Genomic DNA, 24,649 nt, shown 5'->3' on the forward strand with positions numbered 1-24,649 from the left:
ATCTGCACCGTGGGCCCCAGAATCCTTCCGTTCGTGGTCACGGTGTTGCTCAGCGTCATCGTGCTGTTCACCCCGGCGTCAGGTGTGCCCACCGCACCCCCGGGCACCGACAAGGTGGTGCACTTCGTGCTGTTCGCCCTGCTCATGGGCGCCGGGAGGTACGCGCGACTGCCGTCCGGACCACTGGTCATCGTCCTCTTGGGTTACGCCGCGGTCTCGGAAGCGTTGCAGTGGCTCATCACCGCGCTGAACCGCGGCGGGGACGTCCTGGACGCCCTCGTGGACGTGGCCGGCATCGCCTTCGGCGCCCTGGTCGCGCGGTCGACGGCCCGAAAACGCCGCACCCCTCTGGGGGAGTGAGAACAGGCCGGCCGCACCCGGCTGGAGCCGTCGATCGGCCGGACCGAGCCGCCCTGCCCGAAATCGTGCACCTTCACGGGCGACACCCTGGTCAGCGCCGGAAGCCGACCTCGGTGAGCCCGATGTGGTCGGCGCACCAGTCCACGAACGGCGTGATCTGCCGCCAGCCCTCGCGGACCCGGTCCAGGCAGCCCGGCTCGTGCAGCACGTCGTCGGGCGGCCACACCTTCGCCACGTAGAGGCGCTTGTGCTTGAGCAGCTCGATCCGGGGGTGCTCCGGGTCCAGCCCGCGCGGCGCGCGCTTGAGCTTGTCCCCGCGCAGCTCCCAGCCGGCCTTGGCGAGCTTCGCGAGCAGCTTCTCCAGCGCACGCCCGCGCACGTCGTCGGCGACCGACTCGCGGTAGCGCGCGAGCTGGTCGGACGCCATGGCGAACGACCCACCGGCCACGAACAACCCTTCGGTCCCGATCTGCACGTAGTGCGCGCCACCGCCGCGACCGAGCTCGACCACGCCGCCGCAGTGGTCTTTGTACGGCGTCTTGTCCTTGCTGAACCGCACGTCCCGATAGGGCCGGAAGACCTTTCCTTTGCCGAACTCGGGCTCGAGCGCGGCGAGCAACGTCTCCATCGGGGTGCGCACATCGCGCTGGTAGACGTGCTTGTGGTCGTCCCAGTAGGCCTTGGAGTTGTCGGCGACGAGCCCGTCGTAGAAGTCGATGGCGTGTTCGCCGAACCCGGTGAATTCCACGGCGCACAGCTTACGTTCGTCCATTCGTGGCTCATTCGAACGCTCTATCGCAACGCATCACCGAGCGGTCACGTTCTGTGCATAATCGCCGGGTGGGTAGGAAAACGGCGCTGGCCGGCTGGCTGCGCGAGCTCGACGCGGTGGAGCTCCGGGACATCTTGGCGCTGCGCAAGGACGCCGCCGATCGCAGGCCCCACTCGTTGCGGGCGCTGGCGGACGAGCTGACCACGACGGCGTCGCTGCGCGCGGCGGTCGACGGGCTCGACCAGGCGTGCCGGGACGTGCTGGACACCGTGCTGCGGCTGGGTGACGAGGCGGGTGTGGAGGCGCTGGCGGAACGGTTGCGCTGCAACGGGAAGGCGTCGCGAGCGGAGCTGAAGCGGGCGTTGGGCCAGTTGCGCGCGCGGGCGCTGGTGTGGCCGGCGGCCGGGCGGTTGGTGAGCTCGCCCGGGTTGCGGCTGCTGGAGGAAGAACCGCCGCGCCGCATCACGCCCGCGCCGCGCACGCCCCGCCGCGCGCCGCAGAACCGGGGTTTCGCGGACCGGGCCGCGATCACGCCCGCTACGTCCACTGTGGACGGTGTGACGCGGCTGGTCGACCTGTGCGACGTGGAGCAGGTGACGTGCCGCGCGGTGCTGGGGTTGCGGGAGCTGCGGCGGCTCGCGGGCGTGCTGCGGTCGGACGAGGGCCGGACGCGGTTGTGGGTGGGGTTGGCCGTCGAGGCGCGGTTGCTCGCGGTGGACGACGGCAGGCTGGTGCCGACCGTCGGCGCGGACGCGTGGCGCGCCGCGTCGCCCGCGGAGCGGCTGACCGCGTTGGCGCGCGCGTGGCCGCGGCTGACGTGGACGCCGGGCAAGCAGCGTCCCGCGTCGGCGGAAGCGTCCTCGTCGGACTCGGGCGACCGGACCAGGCGCGGCCTGCTGGAGGGGTACGCGCGGCTGGACGAGGACGAGGCGTTCGAGCACCGGCACGAGGTGGTGGCCGAGCTGGTGTGGACGCGGCCCGCCGTGCACGGGCGTGCGGCGACCGAGGCGGCGCTGGTGGAGGCCGAGTCGGTGGGGTTGGTGGCGTTGGGCGCGGCGACCGCGCTGGGCCGCGCGGTGCTGGCGGGCGGGGTGGACGAGGTGGCGGGTCGGTTCGTGCCGCCCGAGGCGGTCACCGCGCACCTGCGGCCGGACCTGACCGCCGTGGTGGCCGGGCTGCCGTCGCGCGAGCTGAGCGGGGTGCTGGAGCTGGCGGCGGACGGCGCGGCGGGCGGGTGGCGGTTCAGCGGCGCGAGCGTGCGGCGGGCGTTGGACGCGGGGCACGAGCCGGACGCGTTGCTGGCCCGGTTGGCGTCGGTGGCCGAGCACGGCGTGCCGCCGACGTTGGCGCACCTGGTGCGCGAGGTGGCGCGGCAGCACGGGCGGATCACGGTGACGCCGGTGGCGTGCTGCGTGCGGACCGAGGACCCGGTGCTGCTGGGCGAGATCGCCGCGCACCCGTCGTTGGCGCCGCTGTCGTTGCAGCCGCTGGGGCCGACGGTGCTGGCGTCGGCGAAGCCCGCCGCGGAGACGTTGGCGTTGCTGCGGGCGGCCGGTTACGCGCCGACGACGGCCGCCGTGGACGGCATGGCGGTGGTGGAGCGGGTGCCGCGACGTCGCGTCGAGCCGCCGCCCGTGCGTGCGGCGACGGGCGGGTGGCGCACGCCGTTGACCGGGCACGAGGTGGCGAAGCTGGCGGCGGCGCTGGTGGAGCGGGAGCGGCCGAGGCCGCGGTTCGTGCTGCCGCCGGTGGAGTCGCAGCGGATCGGCACGGTGCGGCTGCTGCGCGACCAGTCGCTGGTGCTGCCCGACTCGGAGGTCGTGCTGCTGGCGGACGCGCTGGTGAGCCGGACGTCCGTGGAGATCGCGGTGGCGAACGGCCCGCGGAGCACGGTGAAGCACGTGATCACCCCGGTCGACCACGCCGCGGGCAACCTGAAGGCCAACTGCGCGCCCCGCGGCGAGCACCGCGAGTTCCTGGTCAGCCGCATCCGCTCGGTGCGCGCGGTGACCGGCGTCTGACAGCACGCGGCCCTGGTCCGCGGGTCGGGGTCGCGCGAGCAAGAGGCCGCCCCGACGTCGTTGTCGGGGCGGCCGGGCATCCAGCGAACGGCGGTCTAAGGGGTCACACCACGGCCAGCGGCAGCATGTTGGGGATGACCGGGGACGGCAGGTCGGACGAGCCGGTCAGGTAGCGGTCCACCGCGTTGGCCACCGAACGGCCCTCGGCGATCGCCCACACGACCAGCGAAGCGCCCCGGTGCGCGTCACCGCAGACGAACACGCCGGGCGACTGCGTCTGCCAGTCCGAGCCGCACGAGATCGTGCCGCGCGAGGTGAGCTGGATGCCCAGCCCGTCCAGCAACGGCATGTGCTCGACGCCCTCGAAGCCGATGGCCAGCAGCACCAGGTCCGCCGGCAGCACCTCGACCTCCTCGGACGTCGGCACGACCTGGCGGCGGCCGGAGGCGTCCTTCTCCACCCGCACCTTGCGCAGCTGGATGTGGCGCACGTGCCCGTCGGAGTCGCCGACGAACTTCTCCACCGCGACCGCGAACTTCCGCTCCCCCGCCTCCTCGTGCGCGGGGTAGGTGCGCAGGATCCACGGCCACACCGGCCACGGCGACTTGCCGTTGTCCCGAGTGGACGGTGGCATCGGGTACTGGTCCAGCTGCAGCACGGAAGCCGCGCCCTGCCGGGACGCCGTGCCGTAGCAGTCCGCGCCGGTGTCGCCGCCGCCGATGATCACGACGTGCTTGCCGGCCGCGTCGATCTCCGCCGGCCCGTCGCCCTCGCAGGCGCGGTTGGCGGGCACGAGGTGCTCCATCGCCAGGTGGATGCCCTGCAACGAGCGCCCCGGCGTGGTCGTGTCGTCACGGCCGCGCAGCGCGCCCACCGCGAGCACCACCGCGTCGAACTTCGCCCGCAGCTCCTCGACGGTCAGGTCGACGCCGACCTCGCAGCCGGTGACGAACTTCGTGCCCTCCTTGCGCAGCTGCGCGAGCCGCCGGTCGAGGACCTTCTTCTCCATCTTGAACTCGGGGATGCCGTAGCGGAGCAGCCCGCCGAGCCGGTCGTCCCGCTCGAACACGGTGACCTCGTGGCCCGCGCGGGTGAGCTGCTGCGCCGCCGCCAGCCCGGCCGGACCGGAACCGACGACCGCCACCCGGCGGCCCGACGACACCTGCGACTGCGACGGCCGCACGAGCCCCTGCTCCCACGACACGTCGGCGATGGCCTGCTCGACCCGCTTGATCGCGACCGCGCCGCCCGCGTCGTGGCTGATCGACAGCACGCACGCCGCCTCGCACGGCGCGGGGCACAGCCTGCCGGTGAACTCGGGGAAGTTGTTCGTCGCGTGCAGCCGGTCCGACGCCGACTCCCAGTCGCCCCGGCGCACCAGGTCGTTCCACTCGGGGATCAGGTTGCCCAGCGGGCACCCGGCCGACCCGGAGTGGCAGAACGGGATGCCGCAGTCCATGCACCGCGTCGCCTGCGTGCGCACCTCCGCGTCCCGCTGCTCGGCGGGCACGTCGAGGTACACCTCGTCCCAGTCGCTGAGCCGCTCGGCGGCGGGCCGCTTCTTCGGCTCGGAGCGGGAGTGCTTGAGGAAACCGTACGGGTCAGCCACGGGAGGCCTCCATGATCGCCTGGTCGACGTCCCTGCCTTCCGCGCGGGCGAGCCTCATCGCTTCGAGCACGCGCTGGTAGTCACCGGGCATGACCTTGGTGAACGACGCGGAACGCCGGGGCCAGTCGCCGAGCAGCGACGCGGCCACCGCCGAACCGGTGAGCTGGTGGTGGCGTTCCACCACTTCGCGCAGCCAGCGCAGGTCTTCCGCACCGGGCCGCTGCAACTCGACCATCGCGGTGTTGACCGCCGCCGGGTCGAGTTCCAGCACGTACGCGATGCCGCCGGACATGCCCGCGGCGAGGTTGCGGCCGGTCGGCCCGAGCACCACGGCCCGGCCGCCGGTCATGTACTCGAACGCGTGGTCGCCGACGCCCTCGGCCACGGCCAGCGCGCCCGAGTTGCGCACGCAGAACCGCTCGCCGACCCGTCCGCGCAGGAAGATCTCGCCGGACGTGGCGCCGTAGCCGATCACGTTGCCCGCGATGACCTGCCGCTCCGCCGCGAACGGCGCGTCCGGGTGCGGTCGCACGACGATCCTGCCGCCGGACAGGCCCTTGCCGACGTAGTCGTTGGCGTCGCCGATCATCTCCAGCGTGACGCCGCGCGGGATGAACGCGCCCAGCGACTGGCCGGCCGAGCCGGTGAACGTCACGTGGATCGTGTCGTCGGGCAGGCCGTCGCCGCCGAACCGGCGCGTGACCTCCGCGCCGAGCAGCGTGCCGACGGTCCGGTTGACGTTGCGCAGCGGCAGTTCCAGCCGCACCGGGCGGGCGTCGTTCAGCGCCGCGTCGGCGAGCTGGAGCAGCGTGCGGTCCAACGCCTGCGCCAGGCCGTGGTCCTGCTCGCGGACCTTGCGCTTCGCCGTGCGGTAGGGCGTCTCGGGCACCTCGAACACCGGCGTCAGGTCGAGGCCCGCCGCCTTCCAGTGCTCGATGGCCTCGTCGGTCTTGAGCAGCTCGGCGTGGCCGACGGCCTCGTCGATCGTGCGGAAACCCAGCGACGCCAGCAGTTCCCGGACTTCCTGGGCGATGAAGTGGAAGAAGTTCACCACGTGGTCGGCCTGACCGGTGAACCGCTTGCGCAGCTCGGGGTTCTGCGTGGCGATGCCGACCGGGCAGGTGTCCAGGTGGCAGACCCGCATCATCACGCAGCCCTCGACGATGAGCGGCGCGGTCGCGAAGCCGAACTCCTCCGCGCCGAGCAGCGCGGCCACCACCACGTCGCGGCCGGTGCGCATCGCGCCGTCGACCTGCACGGTGATCCGGTCGCGCAAACCGTTGAGCAGCAACGTCTGCTGGGTCTCGGCGAGGCCGATCTCCCACGGCGTGCCCGCGTGCTTGAGCGAGTTCAGCGGCGACGCGCCGGTGCCGCCGTCGTGGCCGGAGATCAGCACCACGTCCGCGTGCGCCTTCGCCACGCCCGCCGCGACCGTGCCGACGCCGACCTCGCTGACCAGCTTCACGTGCACGCGGGCCTGCTCGTTGGCGTTCTTCAGGTCGTGGATCAGCTGCGCCAGGTCTTCGATCGAGTAGATGTCGTGGTGCGGCGGCGGGGAGATCAGGCCGACGCCCGGCGTGGAGTGCCGGGTCCGCGCGATCCACGGGTACACCTTGTAGCCGGGCAGCTGACCGCCCTCGCCCGGCTTCGCGCCCTGCGCCATCTTGATCTGGATGTCGCTGGCGTTGACCAGGTACTCGGAGGTGACGCCGAACCGGCCGGACGCGACCTGCTTGACCGCGCTGCGCCGCTCCGGGTCGTACAGGCGCTCAGGGTCCTCGCCGCCCTCGCCGCTGTTGGACCGGCCGCCGAGCCGGTTCATCGCGATGGCCAGCGTCTCGTGCGCCTCGGCCGAGATCGACCCGTAGGACATGGCGCCGGTGTTGAACCGCTTGACGATCGAGGAGATCGGCTCGACCTCGTCGATCGGGATCGGCGTGCGGCCCTCCGCGTTGAACGAGAACAGGCCGCGCAGCGTGCCGCCCTGCCGGGACAGCCGCTCCACCTCGTCGGTGTAGCGCTTGTACACGTCCTGCTTGCCGGTCTTGGTGGCGTGCTGGAGCAGGAACACCGTCTCCGGCGTGAACAGGTGCAGCTCGCCCTCGCGGCGGTAGGCGTACTCGCCGCCCACCTCGAGCCTGCGGTGCACGCGGTCGGTCGGGTTGTCGGGGTGCGCGCGGCGGTGGCGCAGCGCGACCTCCTCGGCCAGCACGTCCAGGCCCGCGCCGCCGAGCTTCGACACCGTGCCGGTGAAGTACTCGCCCAGCAGCTCCTCGGACAGGCCGACGGCCTCGAACACCTGCGCCGCCGTGTACGCGCCGACGGTCGAGATGCCCATCTTCGACATGATCTTCAACGTGCCCTTGACCAGCGCGGTCACGTAGTTCCGCACGGCCTTGCGCGGCTCGATGCCGGTCACCGCGCCGGTGCTGATCATGTCTTCGATCGTCTCGAACGCGAGGTACGGGTTCACCGCGGCGGCGCCGTAGCTCAGCAGCGCGGCGATGTGGTGCACCTCGCGGGCGTCACCGGTCTCCACGACCAGCGCCACGCGCAGCCGCTCCTTGGTGCGCACCAGGTGGTGGTGCACCGCGGAGACCAGCAGCAGCGACGGGATCGGCGCCATCCGGTGGTCGGAGTCGCGGTCGGACAGCACGAGCGTGCGGGCGCCGTTCGCGATCGCCTCGGACGCCTCGCGGCGCACCCGCTCGATCGCCGCCGCGAGCGCCGCGCCGCCACCGTCCACTTCGTACAGTCCGGACAGGACGGTGCACGCGAAGCCGGGCAGGTCGCCGTCGTCGTTGATGTGGATGAGCTTGGCCAGCTCGTCGTTGTCGATCACCGGGTAGGTCAGCTTGATGTGCCGGCAGCTGACCGGGCCGGGCTCGAGCAGGTTCTGCTCCGGGCCCATCACCCGCGACATGCTGGTGACGATCTCCTCGCGGATCGAGTCCAGCGGCGGGTTCGTGACCTGGGCGAAGTTCTGCACGAAGTAGTCGTAGAGCAGCCGGGAGCGCTGCGAGAGCGCCGCCACCGGCGTGTCGGTGCCCATCGAGCCGAGCGGCTCCGCGCCGTTGGTGGACATCGGGGCGAGCAGGATCCGCAGCTCTTCCTCGGTGTAGCCGAACGTGAGCTGGCGGCGCACCACGGACTCGTGGCTCTGCACCACGTGCTCGCGGTCGGCCAGGTCGGCCAGCTCCAGCAGGCCCGCGTGCAGCCACTCGTCGTAGGGCAGCTCCTCGGCCAGCTTCGACTTGACCTCGTCGTCCTCGACCAGGCGGCCCTCGACCGTGTCGACCAGGAACATCTTCCCGGGCTGCAACCGGCCCTTGGCCACGACCTGGTCGGCGGGCACGTCGAGCACCCCGGTCTCCGAGGCCAGCACCACGCGGCCGTCGGCGGTCTGCCACCAGCGGGCCGGGCGCAGGCCGTTGCGGTCGAGCACCGCGCCGACCAGCGAGCCGTCGGTGAACGTCACGCACGCCGGGCCGTCCCACGGCTCCATCAAGCTCGCGTGGAACTCGTAGAACGCGCGGCGCTTCGGGTCCATCGAGGTGTGGTTCTCCCACGCCTCGGGGATCATCATCAGCACCGCGTGCGGCAGGCTCCGGCCGCCCAGGTGCAGCAGCTCCAGCACCTCGTCGAAGCTCGCCGAGTCCGAGCCCTCCGGGTGGCAGATCGGGAACAGCCTGGTCAGGTCGCCCGGGATCAGGTCGGAGGCCAGCAGCGCCTCGCGGGCCCGCATCCGGTTCCGGTTGCCGCGGACGGTGTTGATCTCACCGTTGTGGGCGACGTACCGGAACGGGTGCGCCAGCGGCCACGACGGGAACGTGTTGGTGGAGAAGCGGGAGTGGACCAGGGCGATCGCGCTGGCCAGCCGCTCGTCGCGCAGGTCGGGGAAGAACGCGGGCAGCTGGCCCGTGGTCAGCATGCCCTTGTAGACGATCGTCCGGGACGACAGCGACGGGAAGTACGTGCCGACGTCCGCCGCCGCGCTCTCGTGCTCGACCCGCTTGCGCAGGGCGAACGTGAGGCGGTCCAGGGCGACGTCGCGCCGGTCGGTCTCGCCCTTGACGAGCAGCATGGCGAAGTGCGGCATCACCGACCGGGCGGTCGGGCCCACGCCGGCGTGCTCGGGCGCGGTCGGTACGTCGCGCCAGCCCAGGACCACCAGGCCCTCTTCGGCGGCGATGCGCTCGGTCAGCGCGACGGCCTTGGCGCGCGGCTCCTCGTCGGAGGGCAGGAACGCGATGCCCGCCGCGTACGCGCCCGGCTGCGGCAGCTCGAAGTCCAGCACCTGCCGCAGGAACGCGTCCGGCAGTTGCAGGAGGATCCCGGCGCCGTCGCCGCTGGTCGGCTCGGCGCCGGCGGCGCCTCGGTGCTCCAGGTTGGCCAGCGCGGTGAGCGCGTCGACGACGATGTCGTGCGAGCGCCGGCCTCGGATGTCGGCGACCATCGCCACACCGCAAGCGTCACGTTCCGCGGCGGGGTCGTAGAGCCCCTGCGGGGACGGGATGGCGGAGAAGATCACTGCGCAGACCTCCTTCGTCGTCCTTGGTGAAAGAACGAGTCCTCGTGTCCAGGTCCTGGAATCCGGGTGCTGGGCACGGGACGACGATGGCCCGCGTGTTGACGAGACTTTAACAGTCGCGAAACGGATCCACACCATCCTTCGGGTGATCTCGATCGGCGACCGGTAACGATTCGGCCGGTTCGAGCGATACCCCGGCCGGCTTGTTACGCGTTGTTAAGCATAACGGAGGGACCGCCCTCGCGCGCGCCGGTGAGATTCGGCCGACACTGCGCCCTCCGCCACGATTCCGGACGAACTCGCAGGTGAGCCCCCGTGCCGCCGCCTCGTGGGCGACGACCGGGGGCTCAGGTGCGCGTCTCAGCGGGTGCCGGCGCCCACCGGCTCACGCTCCGTGACGTAATCGTCACCGTGCTGCTGTTCCATCAGGGCATCCACGTCCACCTGCCCGGGGTTGTCCATCACTTCGCGCAACCGGTCGCGGTCCAACTGGCCCTGCCAGCGCGCCACCACAAGGGTGCCGACGCCGTTGCCGATGACGTTCGTGATCGCCCGCGCCTCGGACATGAACCGGTCGATGCCCACGATCAGCGCGATGCCGACCGCCGGGATCGCGCTGTTGCCCTCGAACGCGCTCAGCGACGCCGCCAGCGTGACCAGGCCCGCGCCCGTGACGCCCGCCGCGCCCTTGCTGGCCAGCAGCATGAACAGCAGCAGCCCGATCTGCGTGCCCAGGCCCACCTCCGTGCCCGTCGCCTGGGCGATGAAGATCGCGCCCATGGTCAGGTAGATGCACGTGCCGTCCAGGTTGAACGAGTAGCCGGTCGGGATCGTCAGGCCCACCACCGACTTGTCCGCGCCCGCCGCCTCCAGCTTCACCAACATGCGCGGCAGCACGGTCTCCGACGACGACGTGCCGAGCACGATCAGCAGCTCGTCCTTGATGTACCGGAGGAACTTGAAGATCGAGAACCCGGCGTACAGCGCCACGCCGCCCAGCACCACCAGGATGAACAGCAGGCACGTCGCGTAGAACGAGCCCATCAGCCACGCCAGCTTGCCCAGGATCGAACCGCCGAACTTGCCGATCGTGTAGGCGATGCCGCCGAACGCGCCGATCGGCGCCGCGTACATGACGATCTTGATGACGCCGAACATCACCTTGGCCGTGGTGTCCAGCGCGGACACGACCTTCTCGCCGCGCTTGCCCATGCCCGCCACGGCCACCGCGACCAGGATCGCGACCACCAGCACCTGGATCAGCTGGCCGTCGGTGAACGCGCCGAGGAACGACTTCGGCACCAGGCCCAGGATGAAGCCCGTGACGCCGGTTTCGGCGGTCTTGGCGTCGGCGAGCGTCTTCTCCGCCGCGCCGTCGTTGATCGGGATGGACGCGCCGTGGTGGCCCGGCTGCACCAGGTTGACCACGATCAGGCCGATCGCCAGCGCCACCGTCGTCATCGCGGTGAAGTACAGGATGGTCCGCAGCGCCAGGCCGCCCGCCTTGGCGAGGTTGCCGAGGCCCGCGATGCCGACCACGACCGTGCAGAAGATCGTCGGTGCGATGACCACCTTGACCAGCGCGATGAAGAAGTCGGCCATCCACTTCATGCCCGACGCCTGCGCCGGGAAGGCGTACCCGACGACGACGCCGAGCACGATCGACACCAGCACCCAGAAGTAGAGGTGCTTGTAGATCGGTTTGCGCTCACGGGCTTGCGCGCTGACCACGTCTCCTCCAAGGGGGACCGTTGGGAGTTGGTTCGTGATCCTGAGCACAGGCCGTCGTCGCGACAAGGAGCGCGCCGGAAACTTCAGATCCCTCTGACGTAACACTCCGTTCACCCGGTGGTGGGGTTACCCTGCTGTTCGTGCGGGTGTCCCGGCGTTCGGTGCTGCGATCCGCCCTGGCGGCGGGCGTGCCGGCGTGGCTGTCGGCCTGCACGTCGAGCAGCCCGCCCGCGCTCGGCGAACTGGTGCTCGCGACCGGGCCGGACGGTGCGGTGTTCCGCGAGATCGGCGGCGCGCTGGCGGCGGCGCTGGCCGACGAGCTGCCCACGACCCGGGTGGTGGAGCGCCAGACCGGCGCGTCGGTGGAGAACGTGCGCCTGCTCCGCGAGGGCGAGGTCCACCTTGGACTGTCCTCTTTGGATCCGCTGGTGGCCGGTGCCCTGCTCAGCGCCGAAGACCCGGGCGGCATCAGTGCGGTGGGCCGGCTCTACGACAGCTTCATGCAGATCGCCGTGCCCGCCGACTCGCCGCTGCGGACGTTGTCGGACCTGGCCGGGCGGACGGTCTCGTTCGGGCCGTCGGAGTCGGGCACGGAGTTCACCGCGACCAGGCTGCTGTCGTTGCTGGGCATCGAGGTCGACGCGCGCCGGATGGCGCACGCCGACGCGGCCGAGGAGCTGACGACGGGTTCGCTCGACGCGTTCCTCGCGCTGACCGGCATTCCGACGCCGGCCATCGCCGACACGCTCGCGGGGTTCCCGCTGCGCCTGCTCGACCTGCCCGCCGAGGCGGAACGCCTGGCCGAGGCCTACCCGGGCCCGTACGTGCCGGCCACCATCCCGGCCACGACCTACGGCAACCTCGGCCCGTGCCGCACGTTCGCCGTGCCCAACCTGCTGCTGGCGCGGACGTCGTTGGACGAGGACGTGGTCGAGGTGGTGACGCGGACGGTGTTCACGCAATCGGCCCGGATCGCCGCGGGCCACCCGGAGGCCAGCAGGATCAACGTGAGGACCGGCATCGCCACCGGCCAGGTGCCGCTGCACAAGGGCGCCGAACGCTGGTTCCGAGCGACCAAGCGCTGACCAGCCAAAACCTCCTCCCGCCGCCCATGGCCGGGGCTGCACCGGCGTCCCGATGATCACCCGATAGAGCGAACTGCCCGTCAATGGAGAAACTTTCGGCAGACCATTGACGTTGCCGGGATAGAAGGAGGCGGCACCCACGGCGAGCGTCAGCGGACCAGGCAGGCGACCAGTCAGGCGGTCAGGCGAACGCCAGGCAGACGGTCAAGCAGCAGGCGGGCACTGGGCGCGCGGCGGGCAGGCACCAGGCGGTGCGAACAGGCACCACGCGGCCGGGCGGACAGGCACCGGGCGGGCGTGGTCGGGGCACCCCGCGGTCGGGCACCGGCCGGGCAGACACGCGGTCGGGCACCGGACTGACGCCGGACCGCGATCGGGCGGCACCGGGCAGCACCGGGCAGCCGGCTGGCTCCGCGAGGTATCGGCTGGGTCCGTGGGCACCGGGCTTGATCCGCGCCAGCAGCACGCGGCGGGCGCAGTCCGGCAGGCGGCAGGCTGGTCCGCGGGGGCATCGGGCTCAATCTGCGGGGATCGGGCTCGGTCCGCGAGACACCGGGCTCGATCCGCGCCAATCCGCACCCGATCAGCATCGGCAGCAGGCGGCGCGCCAGCCGCAGGCGGGTCAGGCGGCGGGGCAGGCGGCGGGGCAGGTCACCAGGCGGTTCGGGTCGGCAGGTGGGTCGGGTCGGCAGGCGGTTCGGGTCGGCAGATGGGTCAGGTCAGGTGGCGGCTCGCGCGCTGAGGTGGACGACGGCGTCCAGGCCGTGCGGTTCGACGGGGTGGAGGGCCAGTTCGCCGCCGGCCGACTCGATCAGCTCGGCGCAGATGGCCAGTCCCAGCCCGGTGCCCGCGATGTTCTGATGGCGCGGTGCGCGCCAGAACCGGCTCAGTGCGTCGGCTCGCTCGTCGTCCGACAGGCCCGTGCCGTCGTCGGTCACGTGCAGTTCCACGCCGCCGTCCGCGGCCCTGCCCCAGACCTTCACCCGTGTGCCGCCGGAGAGGCGGATCGCGTTGCCGACGAGTTCGTCCAGCACGCTGCCGAGGCCGCCGGGTGGTTCCAGCGCCCGCAGGCCGGGTGGGACGGACACCTCCAGGCGAATATCGCCCGCCAGGGCGCGCCAGCCGGGAACGTGCGTGGCCAGCAGGGTGTCCACGTCGACCGGTTCGGCGGCGGAGGTGCTGTCCAGCCGAGTGGCGGCCAGCAGGGTGTCCAGGACGCGGCCCATCTCCTCGGCCTCGTCCACCGCGATGCGTTGCGCCTCGCGGCCCGCGTCGTCGGTGACGTGCGGCTCCAGGTTGTCCACGGCCAGGCGGAGGCTGGCCAGCGGGTTGCGGAGTTGGTGGGAGGCGTCCGCCACGAACGCCCGTTGCCTGCGCAGGGCGCGGCCGACCACGTCGACCATCACGTTGAAGCTCGCGGCGAGTCTGCGCAGCTCAGGAGGCCCGCCGAGCTCATCCGCACGGACGTCCAGCCGGCCGCCCGCGACGGCGGCGGTGGCCTCGTCCAGGGTGCGGACCGGGCGGAGGACCCAGCGCGACATCGGCCACGCGACCGCCACCACGCCCAGCATGGGCACCAGGCCGATCAGCGCCAGCACGCCCCACTGGCGGAGGATCGCCGCCCTGAGGCCGTCGGTCGGGGAGATCGTCACCACGGCGGCCACCACCTCGCTGTCCCGGCCCACCGGCTCGACCACGACGAGGTTCACGCGCTCCCACGGCCACACCGACTGGTCGGTTTCGCCGCGGTACCCGCCGAAGGCCGCGTTCAGGCCCACCTCGACGTGCGGGTCGTCCAAGGCGAACGGGCGGCGTGACGATTCCAGCACGGTGCCGTCGGTGCCGACGAGGGCGGCTGAGATGCCGTAGAGCTGGTCGTAGCGGACCAGTTCCTCGCGCAGCGCGGTGAGCCGGTCCGACGCCAGGGCGCTCTCCGCCAGCGACGCGAACCGGCTCGCGTCACCCAGGCGGTCGAGGTAGGTCTCCTGGCTCTCCCGCTGCACGACGGCGAACGCGAGCGGCACGCCGAGGGCCGCGACCAGGGCGACCAGCAGCGGCACGATGAGGACCAGCAGGCGGCGCAGCACGCGGAGGCAACCTCCCGTGGGTGACGTGCGTCATGTCGGCTGCGGGCTGTTCCGGCCCGACGAAGGGGGAATGAGCATGTTACGCAAGGTTGCGTTGGTACTCGCGGCGATGACGGCCATCGCGGTGGTCGCGCCGGTGACCGCGTCCGCGGCGCCCACCGCCTGCACGCCGGTCGACTGGGGATCGGGGCCGAAGGCCGCGTCCCAGACCACGACCGGGCTGCTGGCGAACATCCGCGCCGGTCAGCAGGAGTGCTACGACCGGTTGGTGTTCGACTTCACCGGCGGCGAGAACGACGGCTACACGGTGCAGTACGTGCCCGAGGTGACCCACGAGGGGTCGGGCAAGCCGGTGCCGTTGCGCGGCGCGGGCAAGCTGCAGATCACGGTGAACTCGCCGTCCTACGACCAGGACGGCAACCCGACCTACACGTACCCGAACGGGTCGGAGCTGGTGAACGTCACGGGCTACCAGACGTTCCGGCAGGTCGCCTGGGCCGGGTCGTTCGAGGGGCAGACGACGGTGGGCCTGGGTGTGCGCGCGGTGCTGCCGTTCCGGGTGTTCACGCTCCCCGGCCGGGTCGTGGTGGACGTCGCCCACGTCTGGTGATCAACGATCGGTGGTGTGGGCTGCCACCCGGTAGCCCACACCGCGGATCGTCTCGATGCGCAACGCGTCGCCGAGCTTGCCGCGCAGGGCGGCGATGTGGGTGTCCAGGGTGCGTGACGGCGCCTCCCAGTGCGCCTGCCAGACCTGGTCCACGATCAGGTCGCGGCTGACGACGGTGCCCGCGCGGCCGACCAGCAGGGCGAGCAGGTCGAACTCCTTGCGGGTCAGCGGCACCGGTTCGCCGTTGATCCTGGCCTCGCGACCGGCCGGGTCCAGGGTGAGCGGGCCCAGCGTGATCTCGTGCTCACGTGCGGCGGCACGGGCCGCGCGGGTGCGGCGGAGCACGGCTTCGATGCGGGCCAGCAGCTCGGCAGTGCCGAACGGCTTCACCACGTAGTCGTCCGCGCCCAGCCGCAGGCCGAGCACCCGTTCCCGCTCCTCGCCGCGCGCGGTCACGGTGATGATCGCGGTGCCGGTGCGGTGGCGGAGTTCGCGCAGCACGTCGAGGCCGTCTCCGTCGGGCAGGCCCAGGTCGAGCAGCACGACGTCCGCCGGCGGCGCGGTGAGCGCCGCGGCGGCCGTGCCCACCCGGTGCACTTCGTAGCCCGCGTGCCGCAGCGCCGTGAGCAGTCCGCGCGCCACCCGGTCGTCATCTTCGACGACGAGGATGCGCACGGCGGCCTACTGCTCCGGCTTGTCGCCGGTGTCCGCGGGCTTGTCGGGCGCGGCCTTGGTGTCGGGGACGGTCGTCTCCTCGTCGTCCGCCGCCGGCTTGTCCTCGTCCGTGCTCGCGTAGCCGGACTCGGTCGGTTCGGCGGCGGCGGGCTCCTCGCGCACGATGACCTCGCGGTCGCCCTTCTTCCCGGCGAGCACGAAGTAGACGACCGCACCGAGGAACACCACGACCGACGTGATGACGTTGATCCGCAGCCCGAACACCTGCGTGGCGTAGTCGGTACGCATCTGCTCGATCCAGAACCGGCCGGCCGTGTAGCCCGCGACGTACAGCGCGAACACCCGGCCGTGGCCGAGCCGGAACTTCCGGTCCGCCCACACGATGATCAGGACGACACCGAGGCTCCACAGCATCTCGTAGAGGAACGTCGGGTGCACGATCTCGATCGGCGTGTGGTCCACCGCCACGCCGCCGAGGTCGTCCTCGAAGCCGGTCTCCGGGTCCTCCCGCTCGTAGATCTCCAGACCCCACGGCAGCGTGGTGGGACCGCCGTAGAGCTCCTGGTTGAAGTAGTTGCCGAGGCGGCCGACGGCCTGCGCGGCGAGGATGCCGGGCGCGAGCGCGTCCGCCATCGCGGGCAGCGGGATGCCCTTGCGGCGGCACCCGATCCACGCGCCGACGCCACCGAGCGCGATGGCGCCCCAGATGCCGAGGCCGCCGTTCCAGATGGCCAGGGCTTCGAGCGGGTTGCGACCCTCCCCGAAGTACTTGTCGTAGTCCGTCGCCACGTGGTACAGCCGCCCGCCGATCAGGCCGAACGGCACCGCGAACACGGCGATGTCGGTGACCTCGCCCTTCAGGCCGCCGCGGGCCACCCAGCGGCGCTCACCCCACCAGATGGCCAGGATGATGCCGAGGATGATGCACAGCGCGTAGGCGCGGATCGGGATCGGTCCCAGGTGCCACACGCCCTGGTCGGGGCTGGGGATCGTCGCGAGGTAAGTCGTCACCACGGCCACCACCGTAGTGGGTGCGGCCATCTGCCCTACGGCGACAGCGCGATTGTTACCGGGAAGGGTCGTTCGAGCTTCAAGAACCCGCCTTCGCTGCGGGCGGTCTCCACGTACTTGCCTTCTTCCAACTCGAGCACCGTCGCCACGGGCTCACCCTCCGCGGGGTCGATGAGCAGGTAGAACGGCACTCCGCCCGCCGCGTACAGGTCTCGCTTGAGCGTCAGATCCTGCTGTCGCGTGCTCGGCAAGAGCACTTCACCGGCCAGGATCAGGTCCTCGACGGGCAGCACCAAGCCGGTGCGTCCGCGAACGACGACGCCGAAGTCGGGGATGAGCATCCGGCTGGGCGACAGGCCGAGGTTGAAGCCGGGCAGCACCTTGTAGTCAGGTGGGCAAGCAGTCCTCAAGCCGAAGTACACGTCGCCGACGAGGCTCTGGTGCGGGAGGTTTCCGAGACGGCTCACGATCAGCGCCCCGTCCACCAGCTCGACCCGCTGCGACAGGTCCTCGGGTAGTGCGAGGACTTCGTCGAGGGTCCAGGGTCCCTCGTGGCGGAACCAGGGAGCGGGATGACCGACGTCGTGTTCGTAGTCCGCCTGCAGAGCCATGCGCTATCACCTCCGGGGGCAGCCCGACGCACCGCAGTGCCGCACGCCGGGTCGTGGATGAGCTTGATCACGAGCCCAGGATGCCGACGCGCACCGACAATTCCGACGCCCGGAAGCCGCCGGACGGACTAGTTCACTCGAACGTGCGTGCTACACGGCCGCTGCCGCTTGGCGCACCCCACCGGCCAACTCCTCGGTCAACGCCGCCACGGTGTCGTCCTGCACGGCCGACACGAACGCCGAGCCCACGATCACACCGTCCGCGAACGCCGCCAGCTCCGCCGCCTGAGCGCCGCTCCGCACGCCCAGACCGACGCCGATCGGCATGTCCGTGTGCTCACGCACCCGCTTGACCAGCGCCGGGGCCGCCGACGACACCACGTCGCGCGCGCCCGTCACACCCATCACCGACGTCGCGTACAAGAACCCCCGCGACGACCGGGCCGTCAACGAGATCCGCTCCTCCGTCGACGACGGCGCGACCAGGAAGATCCGGTCCAGGTCGTGCGCGTCCGTCGCCGAGATCCACTCGGCACCCTCGTCCGGCACGAGGTCGGGCGTGATGACACCCAGCCCACCGGCCGCCGCCAGGTCGCGCGCGAACCGGTCCACCCCGTAGGCCAGCACCGGGTTCCAGTACGTCATCACGACCGCGCGCCCACCCGCCGCCGCCACCGACTCGACCACGCCGAACAGGTCGCGCACCCGGAACCCGCCCCGCAACGCCTGCTCGGCCGCGCACTGGATGGTGACGCCGTCCATCACCGGGTCGGAGAACGGCAGGCCGACCTCCACCAGGTCGCACCCGGACGACACCATCGTCCGCAGCACGTCCTTCGAGCCCTCGAGCGTGGGGTACCCGGCGGGCAGGTACCCGATCAGGGCCGCCCGCGACTCCGCCCGACAAGCCGAGAAAACCGGATCAAGCCTGCTCACGACTCCACCCCCAGCCCGAACCACTTGATCGCGGTGTCCATGTCCTTGTCGCCGCGCCCGGACAGGTTGACCAGGATCAGCCCCTCCGGCCCGAGCTCGCGGCCGAGCACCAGCGCGCCGGCCAGGGCGTGCGCCGACTCGACCGCCGGGATGATGCCCTCCTCCCGCGACAGCAGCGCGAACGCCTCCATCGCCTGGGCGTCGGTCACCGGCCGGTACTCGGCCCGTCCGCTGTCCTTCAGGAACGCGTGCTCGGGCCCCACGCCGGGGTAGTCCAGCCCCGCCGAGATGGAGTGCGCCTCGGCGATCTGCCCGTCGGAGTCCTGCAGCACGTACGACATGGCGCCGTGCAGCGACCCGGGCGTGCCCGCGGTCAACGTCGCGCCGTGCCGGGAGGTCTCGATGCCGTCGCCGCCGGGCTCCAGGCCGACCAGCCGCACGGACGGGTCGTCGATGAAGCCGTGGAAGATGCCGATGGCGTTCGACCCGCCGCCGACGCACGCGGCCACCACGTCGGGCAGCCGACCGGCCTTCTCCAGGATCTGCTCGCGCGCCTCGATGCCGATGATCCGGTGGAAGTCGCGCACGAGCACCGGGAACGGGTGCGGCCCGGCGGCGGTGCCGAGCAGGTAGTGCGTGTCGTCGACGTTGGCGACCCAGTCGCGCAGCGCCTCGTTGATGGCGTCCTTCAACGTGCGCGAGCCGGTCTTCACCGGGATGACCCGCGCGCCGAGCAGCCGCATCCGGGCCACGTTGAGCGCCTGCCGCTCGGTGTCGACCTCGCCCATGTAGACGACGCAGTCCAGGCCCATCAGGGCGCAGGCGGTGGCCGTGGCCACGCCGTGCTGGCCCGCGCCGGTCTCGGCGATGACCCGCTTCTTGCCCATGCGCTTGGTCAGCAGCGCTTGGCCCAGCACGTTGTTGATCTTGTGCGAGCCGGTGTGGTTGAGGTCCTCGCGCTTGAGGAAGATCCGCGCGCCGCCCGCGTGGGCGGCGAACTTCGGCGCCTCCGTGAGCAGCGACGGCCGCCCGGCGAAGTCGCGCAGCAGGCGCGCGAACTCGTCGAGGAACTCGGGGTCGACCCGCGCCTTCTCGTAGAACGCGGCGAGCTCGTCCACCGCGGCGATGAGCGCTTCCGGCATGAACCGGCCGCCCCACGGCCCGAAGTGGCCCCGCTCATCCGGGTCGTGGGGTGTCGGAGCCAACTGGCCGCGCGCCATGCGCTCTCCTCCTACGGGGTCTTACCGGCTCGGCCGGGGACACGCCGGGTGGGACCCGGCCGTCACCAGCTTGTTCACCGCGACCTTGGGGTCGCCGCTCGTCACCAGGCTCTCGCCGACCAGCACCGCGTCGGCGCCCGCGCCCGCGTACGCCATCAGATCACCCGGTCCGGTGACACCGGACTCGGCGATCTTGATGGTGTCGAAGGGCAGGCCGGGCGCGATCCGCCCGAAGACGTCCTTGTCCACTTCCAGGGTGTGCAGGTTGCGCGCGTTCACGCCGATGACGCTCGCACCCGCCTCCAGCGCGCGGTCGGCCTCTTCGGCCGTGTGCACCTCGACCAGGGCCGTCATGCCGAGCGACTCCACCCGGTCGAGCAGCGACACCAGCGCGTTCTGCTCCAACGCCGCCACGATCAGCAGCACCAGGTCGGCGCCGTGCAGGCGCGCCTCGTGCACCTGGTACGGGCTGACGATGAAGTCCTTGCGCAACAGGGGGACGCCCACCGCCGCGCGCACCGCGTCGAAGTCCTCCAACGACCCGCCGAACCGGCGCCCCTCGGTCAGCACGCTGATCGCCCGCGCGCCGCCGAGCTCGTACTGCGCGGCGAGCTCCGCGGGCTCCGGGATGTCGGCCAGCTGCCCCTTGGACGGGCTGCGCCGCTTGACCTCGGCGATCACGCCGACGCCCGGTCCGCGCAGGATCGACATCACGTCCTGCGGCGGCGGCACCTTCGTCGCCTTCTCCCTGAGCACGTCGAAGGGCAGTGCCGCCTCGCGCTCGGCGAGGTCCTCGCGGACGCCTTCGATGATCGACTCGAGCACGGTCATCCGCGCACCTCGCTCGACTCCGTCAGACCTTCCGGTTCAGTCGCAAGCTCCCGCACGTCATGCTCCCCTTCCCGCCACGAGGATGCTAACCCCGCAGCGAACCCCGTCGGGCCACCGGGGTAGGCCCGTTCGCCCAGTTGACCAGGGCCCTTGCGAGCCGACGTGCGCAAACGTGCGGAGCCGGCGCGTCAGCCGGCCGTCAGCACGGGGTCAGTCCCGCTCCGTGGGATCGTCGCCGCGCTCCAGCGCGTTCCACAGCTCCCGCTCGGGGTCGGCGGTCCGCTTGGCCGCGCCGGGCGTCTGGTAGCCGCCGCCCAAGCGCGGCATGGCCGATCCGCGCACGACGAGCAGCACGCCCGCCGCGACCGCGAGCGCCGCACCGAGCAGCACGAGGCCGCGGCCGGTCACGGGCCCGTCGGCGTCCACTCCCTGGAACGCCGCCGCCACGCCCGCCAGCAGCACCACGACGCCGAGCACCCGCCGCACCCAGCCGCTCAACGCCACCACGGCGGCGATCGCGGCCAGGCACAGCAACGCCAACGGGGTCAGCGCGGGCACGACGTCGCCGCCGCTTCGGTCCGCCGAAGCGCCCCAGGCCATGGCGGACGCACCCCACAACGCCACCGCGGCGAGCAGCAGCAGCGCCACCACGATCCACAGTGGACGCCTAGCCGCCGACTTCTCAGACACGGGCCGGGTCCACCGCCGGGGCCATGGTCTGCGCGGTCGCGATCGCCGAGAGCACCGCGCCCGCCTTGTTCAGGCACTCGTTGTCCTCGGCGACCGGGTCGGAGTCGGCCACGATGCCGCCCCCCGCCTGCACGTACGCCACGCCGTCGCGCACCAGGGCGGTGCGGATGGCGATGGCGGTGTCCGCGTCGCCGGCGAAGTCCAGGTAGCCGACGACGCCGCCGTACAGGCCGCGCCGCGTGGGCTCCAGCTCCTCGATCAGCTCCATCGCGCGCGGCTTGGGCGCGCCGGACAGGGTGCCCGCCGGGAAGCACGCCGCGACCGCGTCGAACGCCGTGCGACCCTCCGCGAGCTCGCCGGTGACCGTGGACACGATGTGCATGACGTGGCTGTACCGCTCGACCTTGAAGAAGTCGACCACGGTCACCGAGCCGGGCTTGCACACCCGGCCCAGGTCGTTGCGGCCCAGGTCGACCAGCATGAGGTGCTCGGCGCGCTCCTTGTGGTCGGCCAGCAGGTCCTTCTCCAGCAAGGCGTCTTCCTCGTCGTCGACGCCCCTCCACCGCGTGCCCGCGATCGGGTGAGTGGTGGCCTTGCCGTCGCGCACGGTCACCAACGACTCCGGGCTGCACCCGACGATGTCGAAGTCATCCAGCCGCAGCAGGTACATGTACGGGCTCGGGTTGGACGTCCGCAGCACGCGGTAGATGTCGAGCGGGTCGGCGGTGGTGCGCATCTCGAACCGCTGCGACAGCACGACCTGGAACGCCTCACCGGCCCGGATGGCCTCCTTGGCCTTCTCCACGACCGCGTAGTGCTCCTGCTGCGAGCGGCGGCGCACGAACTCCGGCTTGGGCCGGGCGAACACCGCGGCGGTGGGCGGCGCGGCGCTCTGCAGGTCCTGCGTCATCGCGTCGAGCCTGGCCACCGCGTCGTCGTACGCCGCGTCCACGCGTTCCGGCGAGTCGTCCCAGTTGATGGCGTTGGCGATGAGCGTGACGGTGCCCTCGTGGTGGTCCAGCGCGGCCAGGTCGGTGGCCAGCAGCATCACCAGCTCCGGCACCTCCAGGTCGTCCTCGGCCAACGACGGCAGCCGCTCCAGCCGCCGCACGGCGTCGTAGCCGATGTAGCCGACCATCCCGCCGGTCAACGGCGGCAGGCCGGGCAGCGGGTCGGTGCGCAGCACCTCGATGGTCTCGCGCAGCGCCACCAGCGGGTCGCCGCCCTCGGGCAGGCCCACGGGGTGCGGCCCGAGCCAGAACGCCTCGCCGCCGGTCGCGGTCAGCGCGCCCGCGCTGCGCGCGCCGACGAACGACCAGCGCGACCAGGAGCGGCCGTTCTCGGCCGACTCGAACAGGAACGTGCCCGGCCGGTCCCCCGCGAGCTTGCGGTACAGCCCGACGGGCGTCTCCGCGTCCGCCAGCAGCCGCCGCACCACCGGGATGACCCGCCGTTGGGCGGCGAGCTCGCGGAACTCCTCGCGCGTCGGGCTGACCTCGCCCAGACCCGCACCTGCACCGATGACGCTCACCATGGGCGACATTGTGCAGGTTGCACCTATACGGATGTACGGCCGGGCCCTATTTCAACGCACGTTGAAAAAAGGTGCGTCTTACCGCATGATGATGGCGTGGACACCGGCACGAACCAAACCGAACCCAAGCGCCGCGGCCGACGCGCGGGCGGCGAGGACACCAAGGCCGCGCTGCTGGCCGCCGCCCGCGCGATCTTCGTCGAACGCGGCTACGAGGGCGCCACCGTGCGGTCCATCGCGGCGCGGGCCGGTGTGGACGCGGCCATGGTCAACCACTGGTTCGGCGGCAAGGAGGCCCTGTTCGCCAAGGCCGTGCTCCAGGTGCCGGTCGACGTCAACGCGCTGGTCGAGCGCATCCTCGACGGTCCGGACGAGGGGATCGGCGAGCGGATGGTGCGCAACTTCATCGGCATCTGGGACCCCATCGGCGGCGGCCAGTTCGCCGCGCTGGTGCGCAGCGTGACGGCGCACGACCAGGTCGCCGAAGTGCTGCGGGGCTTCTTCGTGGGCACCCTGCTCAAGCGGATCGTCGGGCACCTGGACGTGCCGGACGGGGAGCTGCGCGCCACCCTCGTGGCCAGCCAGATCTTCGGCATGGGCATGGTGCGGTACGTGGTGAAGTTCGAGCCGTTCGCCTCGGCTGACGTGGAGACGATGGTCAAGGCCATCGCGCCCAACCTCCAGCGCTACCTGACCGGCGACATCGACTGAGCCGTCAGCCCTCCGGGCCGAGCAGCACGGTGGCGTCGAAGCACGTGGCGTCACCGGTGTGGCAGGCGGCGCCGACCTGGTCCACGACGAGCAGCACCGTGTCGCCGTCGCAGTCCAGCCGCACCTCGTGCACGTGCTGCGTGTGCCCGGACGTCTCGCCCTTCACCCACAGCTGCTGCCGGCTGCGCGAGTAGTACGTGGCGCGGCGGGTGGTGAGCGTGCGGTGCAGGGCCTCGTCGTCCATCCACGCCACCATGAGCACCTCCCCGGTGCCGCGCCGCTGCGCCACGGCGCACACCAGCCCGTCGGCGGTGCGCTTGAGCCGTGAGGCGATGGACGGGTCGAGCGCGCTGGTCAACGCTGTCCTCCGAGGAAGTGGATCCGGGCGGGCTTGGTGTTGAGCATCACCACGCCGAAGACGTGGACCGCGGACAGCAGGCCGGAGACCACGCGGATCCACGCCGGCCCCTGGTTGAGCACCGCGAGCAGGTGGACCAACGCGACCAGGCCGAACACGAGCGCCGCCGTCAGCCGGGCCGGGCGCAGGCCCGCCACCAGGCCGCCGACCGCGAGCAGCTCCAGCACGGCGACGATCACCGGGAACCTGATCCAGCTCGGGTCGTTCTCGACCTGCCACTGGATCAGGCCCATGAGCACGAACGCCAGGCCGCCGGCGGCGCCGATCAGGGTCGCGAGGCGCACCTCGGGGGGCGCGTTGCGCGCGTTCGGCATCAGCGCACCACCACGCCCGCGTCGCGCAGGCCCTGCTTCACGTCGCCGATGCGCAGCGTGCCGAAGTGGAACACGCTGGCCGCGAGCACCGCGTCCGCGCCCTCGGCCACGGCGGGCGGGAAGTGCTCCACCGCGCCCGCGCCGCCGCTGGCGATCAGCGGCACGTCGACCACCGCGCGGGTGAGCCGGATCAGCTCCAGGTCGAACCCGGCCTTGGTGCCGTCGGCGTCCATCGAGTTCAGCAGGATCTCGCCGACGCCCAGCTCCTGGCCCCGGGCCGCCCACTCGACCGCGTCGATGCCGGTGCCCTTGCGCCCGCCGTGCGTGGTGACCTCGAACCCCGACGGGGTGGGCTGCTCACCCTCGGGCACGCGCCGCCCGTCCACCGACAGCACGATGCACTGGGCGCCGAACCGGCGGGACAGCTCGCCGAGCAGCTCGGGCCGGGCGATCGCGGCCGTGTTCACGCTCACCTTGTCCGCGCCCGCCCGCAGCAGCTTGTCCACGTCGTCCGCGGCGCGCACGCCACCGCCCACCGTGAGCGGGATGAACACCTGCTCCGCCGTGCGCCGGACCACGTCGAACGTGGTCTCGCGGTCGCTGGACGACGCCGTCACGTCGAGGAACGTCAGCTCGTCCGCGCCCTCCGCGTCGTAGGCCCGCGCCAGCTCGACCGGGTCACCCGCGTCGACGAGGTTGGTGAAGTTCACGCCCTTCACGACCCTGCCCCGGTCGACGTCCAGGCAGGGGATCACGCGTACCGCGACTGACATGGCCAAAAGCCTACGTGGACGCCCCTGAGCGGCCGACTCCCGGTGCCTGAGCGTTCAACTCGGGGGTCGTGAACGTAGGACACACGCGACCTGAACGTAGGACTCGCGCGTTCTGGACG

Annotated in this window: 21 protein-coding genes; 5 read left to right on the forward strand and 16 right to left on the reverse strand. The window is 71.9% G+C overall.

Features of this window, described 5'->3' with window-relative positions:
* The first annotated feature begins 33 nt into the window (after positions 1–33).
* Positions 34–360 (forward strand): VanZ family protein, encoded by a 327-nt coding sequence (locus tag LNK82_RS12595; RefSeq protein WP_230567131.1) that lies wholly within the window; start codon positions 34–36, stop codon positions 358–360.
* A gap of 91 nt (positions 361–451) precedes the next feature.
* Here the strand turns inward: LNK82_RS12595 and LNK82_RS12600 are convergent, their stop codons facing one another.
* Positions 452–1,108 (reverse strand): DUF2461 domain-containing protein, encoded by a 657-nt coding sequence (locus tag LNK82_RS12600; RefSeq protein WP_230567178.1) that lies wholly within the window; start codon positions 1,106–1,108, stop codon positions 452–454.
* A gap of 92 nt (positions 1,109–1,200) precedes the next feature.
* On the opposite strand from LNK82_RS12600, the gene LNK82_RS47660 reads away from it, so the two are divergent.
* Positions 1,201–3,153: a helicase-associated domain-containing protein gene (locus LNK82_RS47660; protein WP_230567132.1), complete on the forward strand. Its 1,953-nt coding sequence runs from the start codon at positions 1,201–1,203 to the stop codon at positions 3,151–3,153.
* Between the two features lie 103 nt (positions 3,154–3,256).
* On the opposite strand, the gene LNK82_RS12610 is transcribed toward LNK82_RS47660, so the two are convergent.
* From LNK82_RS12610 to dctA, 3 genes are all read right to left on the reverse strand, one after another.
* A complete protein-coding gene (locus LNK82_RS12610) occupies positions 3,257–4,762 on the reverse strand; it encodes a glutamate synthase subunit beta (protein WP_230567133.1) in 1,506 nt (501 codons plus the stop codon).
* Complete coding sequence (gene gltB, locus LNK82_RS12615; protein ID WP_230567134.1) at positions 4,755–9,293, reverse strand: glutamate synthase large subunit; 4,539 nt, start codon at positions 9,291–9,293, stop codon at positions 4,755–4,757. The genes LNK82_RS12610 and gltB overlap by 8 nt, the downstream gene beginning before the upstream one ends.
* A 360-nt stretch (positions 9,294–9,653) precedes the next feature.
* On the reverse strand, positions 9,654–11,024 hold the full coding sequence (gene dctA / locus LNK82_RS12620) for a C4-dicarboxylate transporter DctA (protein WP_230567135.1): 1,371 nt from the start codon (positions 11,022–11,024) through the stop codon (positions 9,654–9,656).
* Positions 11,025–11,164: 140 nt separating this feature from the next.
* Here dctA and LNK82_RS12625 point away from each other — a divergent pair, with 140 nt between their 5' ends.
* Positions 11,165–12,109: a TAXI family TRAP transporter solute-binding subunit gene (locus LNK82_RS12625; protein WP_230567136.1), complete on the forward strand. Its 945-nt coding sequence runs from the start codon at positions 11,165–11,167 to the stop codon at positions 12,107–12,109.
* Between the two features lie 719 nt (positions 12,110–12,828).
* On the opposite strand, the gene LNK82_RS12630 is transcribed toward LNK82_RS12625, so the two are convergent.
* A complete protein-coding gene (locus LNK82_RS12630) occupies positions 12,829–14,196 on the reverse strand; it encodes a sensor histidine kinase (RefSeq protein WP_230567137.1) in 1,368 nt (455 codons plus the stop codon).
* Positions 14,197–14,272: 76 nt separating this feature from the next.
* Between LNK82_RS12630 and LNK82_RS12635 the strand changes: the two genes are divergently transcribed.
* Positions 14,273–14,806: an AMIN-like domain-containing (lipo)protein gene (locus LNK82_RS12635; protein ID WP_230567138.1), complete on the forward strand. Its 534-nt coding sequence runs from the start codon at positions 14,273–14,275 to the stop codon at positions 14,804–14,806.
* On the opposite strand, the gene LNK82_RS12640 is transcribed toward LNK82_RS12635, so the two are convergent.
* The 8 genes from LNK82_RS12640 to LNK82_RS12675 all read right to left on the reverse strand — a co-directional run bounded on the left by LNK82_RS12640 (position 14,807) and on the right by LNK82_RS12675 (position 22,314).
* Positions 14,807–15,481, reverse strand: a complete 675-nt coding sequence (locus LNK82_RS12640; protein ID WP_230567139.1) for a response regulator transcription factor — start codon at positions 15,479–15,481, stop codon at positions 14,807–14,809.
* Between the two features lie 6 nt (positions 15,482–15,487).
* Positions 15,488–16,522 (reverse strand): prolipoprotein diacylglyceryl transferase, encoded by a 1,035-nt coding sequence (gene lgt / locus LNK82_RS12645; RefSeq protein WP_230567140.1) that lies wholly within the window; start codon positions 16,520–16,522, stop codon positions 15,488–15,490.
* Positions 16,523–16,527: 5 nt separating this feature from the next.
* Positions 16,528–17,103, reverse strand: a complete 576-nt coding sequence (locus tag LNK82_RS12650) for a Uma2 family endonuclease (RefSeq protein ID WP_230567141.1) — start codon at positions 17,101–17,103, stop codon at positions 16,528–16,530.
* A gap of 150 nt (positions 17,104–17,253) precedes the next feature.
* On the reverse strand, positions 17,254–18,039 hold the full coding sequence (gene trpA / locus LNK82_RS12655) for a tryptophan synthase subunit alpha (protein ID WP_230567142.1): 786 nt from the start codon (positions 18,037–18,039) through the stop codon (positions 17,254–17,256).
* Positions 18,036–19,259, reverse strand: a complete 1,224-nt coding sequence (gene trpB / locus LNK82_RS12660) for a tryptophan synthase subunit beta (RefSeq protein WP_230567143.1) — start codon at positions 19,257–19,259, stop codon at positions 18,036–18,038. Before trpB ends, trpA begins: the two co-directional genes overlap by 4 nt.
* A gap of 21 nt (positions 19,260–19,280) precedes the next feature.
* Complete coding sequence (gene trpC, locus LNK82_RS12665) at positions 19,281–20,090, reverse strand: indole-3-glycerol phosphate synthase TrpC (RefSeq protein WP_230567144.1); 810 nt, start codon at positions 20,088–20,090, stop codon at positions 19,281–19,283.
* Positions 20,091–20,300: 210 nt separating this feature from the next.
* Entirely contained in the window at positions 20,301–20,780 is a 480-nt protein-coding gene (locus tag LNK82_RS12670) for a Trp biosynthesis-associated membrane protein (RefSeq protein WP_230567145.1), read from the reverse strand.
* On the reverse strand, positions 20,773–22,314 hold the full coding sequence (locus tag LNK82_RS12675; protein WP_230567146.1) for an anthranilate synthase component I: 1,542 nt from the start codon (positions 22,312–22,314) through the stop codon (positions 20,773–20,775). The genes LNK82_RS12670 and LNK82_RS12675 overlap by 8 nt, the downstream gene beginning before the upstream one ends.
* Positions 22,315–22,410: 96 nt before the next feature.
* On the opposite strand from LNK82_RS12675, the gene LNK82_RS12680 reads away from it, so the two are divergent.
* Positions 22,411–23,025 (forward strand): TetR/AcrR family transcriptional regulator, encoded by a 615-nt coding sequence (locus tag LNK82_RS12680; protein WP_230567147.1) that lies wholly within the window; start codon positions 22,411–22,413, stop codon positions 23,023–23,025.
* A gap of 4 nt (positions 23,026–23,029) precedes the next feature.
* Here the strand turns inward: LNK82_RS12680 and hisI are convergent, their stop codons facing one another.
* From hisI to hisF, 3 genes are read right to left on the reverse strand one after another with little or no spacing between them, the layout of a single operon-like run.
* Positions 23,030–23,383 (reverse strand): phosphoribosyl-AMP cyclohydrolase, encoded by a 354-nt coding sequence (gene hisI, locus LNK82_RS12685; RefSeq protein WP_230567148.1) that lies wholly within the window; start codon positions 23,381–23,383, stop codon positions 23,030–23,032.
* Positions 23,380–23,757 (reverse strand): hypothetical protein, encoded by a 378-nt coding sequence (locus tag LNK82_RS12690; RefSeq protein WP_230567149.1) that lies wholly within the window; start codon positions 23,755–23,757, stop codon positions 23,380–23,382. Before LNK82_RS12690 ends, hisI begins: the two co-directional genes overlap by 4 nt.
* Entirely contained in the window at positions 23,757–24,530 is a 774-nt protein-coding gene (gene hisF, locus LNK82_RS12695) for an imidazole glycerol phosphate synthase subunit HisF (RefSeq protein ID WP_230567150.1), read from the reverse strand. Before hisF ends, LNK82_RS12690 begins: the two co-directional genes overlap by 1 nt.
* Between the last annotated feature and the right edge of the window lie 119 nt (positions 24,531–24,649).

The organism is Saccharothrix luteola, from assembly GCF_020859565.1.
Taxonomy (GTDB): Bacteria; Actinomycetota; Actinomycetes; order Mycobacteriales; family Pseudonocardiaceae; genus Actinosynnema; species Actinosynnema luteola.

What these genes read in the sequence shown, in the direction of transcription:
- LNK82_RS12635 (WP_230567138.1), top strand. Translation starts at nt 14,273, where the DNA reads ATGTTACGCAAGGTTGCGTTGGTACTCGCGGCGATGACGGCCATCGCG.
- lgt (WP_230567140.1), bottom strand. Translation starts at nt 16,522, where the DNA reads ATGGCCGCACCCACTACGGTGGTGGCCGTGGTGACGACTTACCTCGCG.
- LNK82_RS12650 (WP_230567141.1), bottom strand. Translation starts at nt 17,103, where the DNA reads ATGGCTCTGCAGGCGGACTACGAACACGACGTCGGTCATCCCGCTCCC.
- trpB (WP_230567143.1), bottom strand. Translation starts at nt 19,259, where the DNA reads ATGGCGCGCGGCCAGTTGGCTCCGACACCCCACGACCCGGATGAGCGG.
- trpC (WP_230567144.1), bottom strand. Translation starts at nt 20,090, where the DNA reads ATGACCGTGCTCGAGTCGATCATCGAAGGCGTCCGCGAGGACCTCGCC.
- LNK82_RS12675 (WP_230567146.1), bottom strand. Translation starts at nt 22,314, where the DNA reads ATGGTGAGCGTCATCGGTGCAGGTGCGGGTCTGGGCGAGGTCAGCCCG.
- LNK82_RS12690 (WP_230567149.1), bottom strand. Translation starts at nt 23,757, where the DNA reads ATGCCGAACGCGCGCAACGCGCCCCCCGAGGTGCGCCTCGCGACCCTG.
- hisF (WP_230567150.1), bottom strand. Translation starts at nt 24,530, where the DNA reads ATGTCAGTCGCGGTACGCGTGATCCCCTGCCTGGACGTCGACCGGGGC.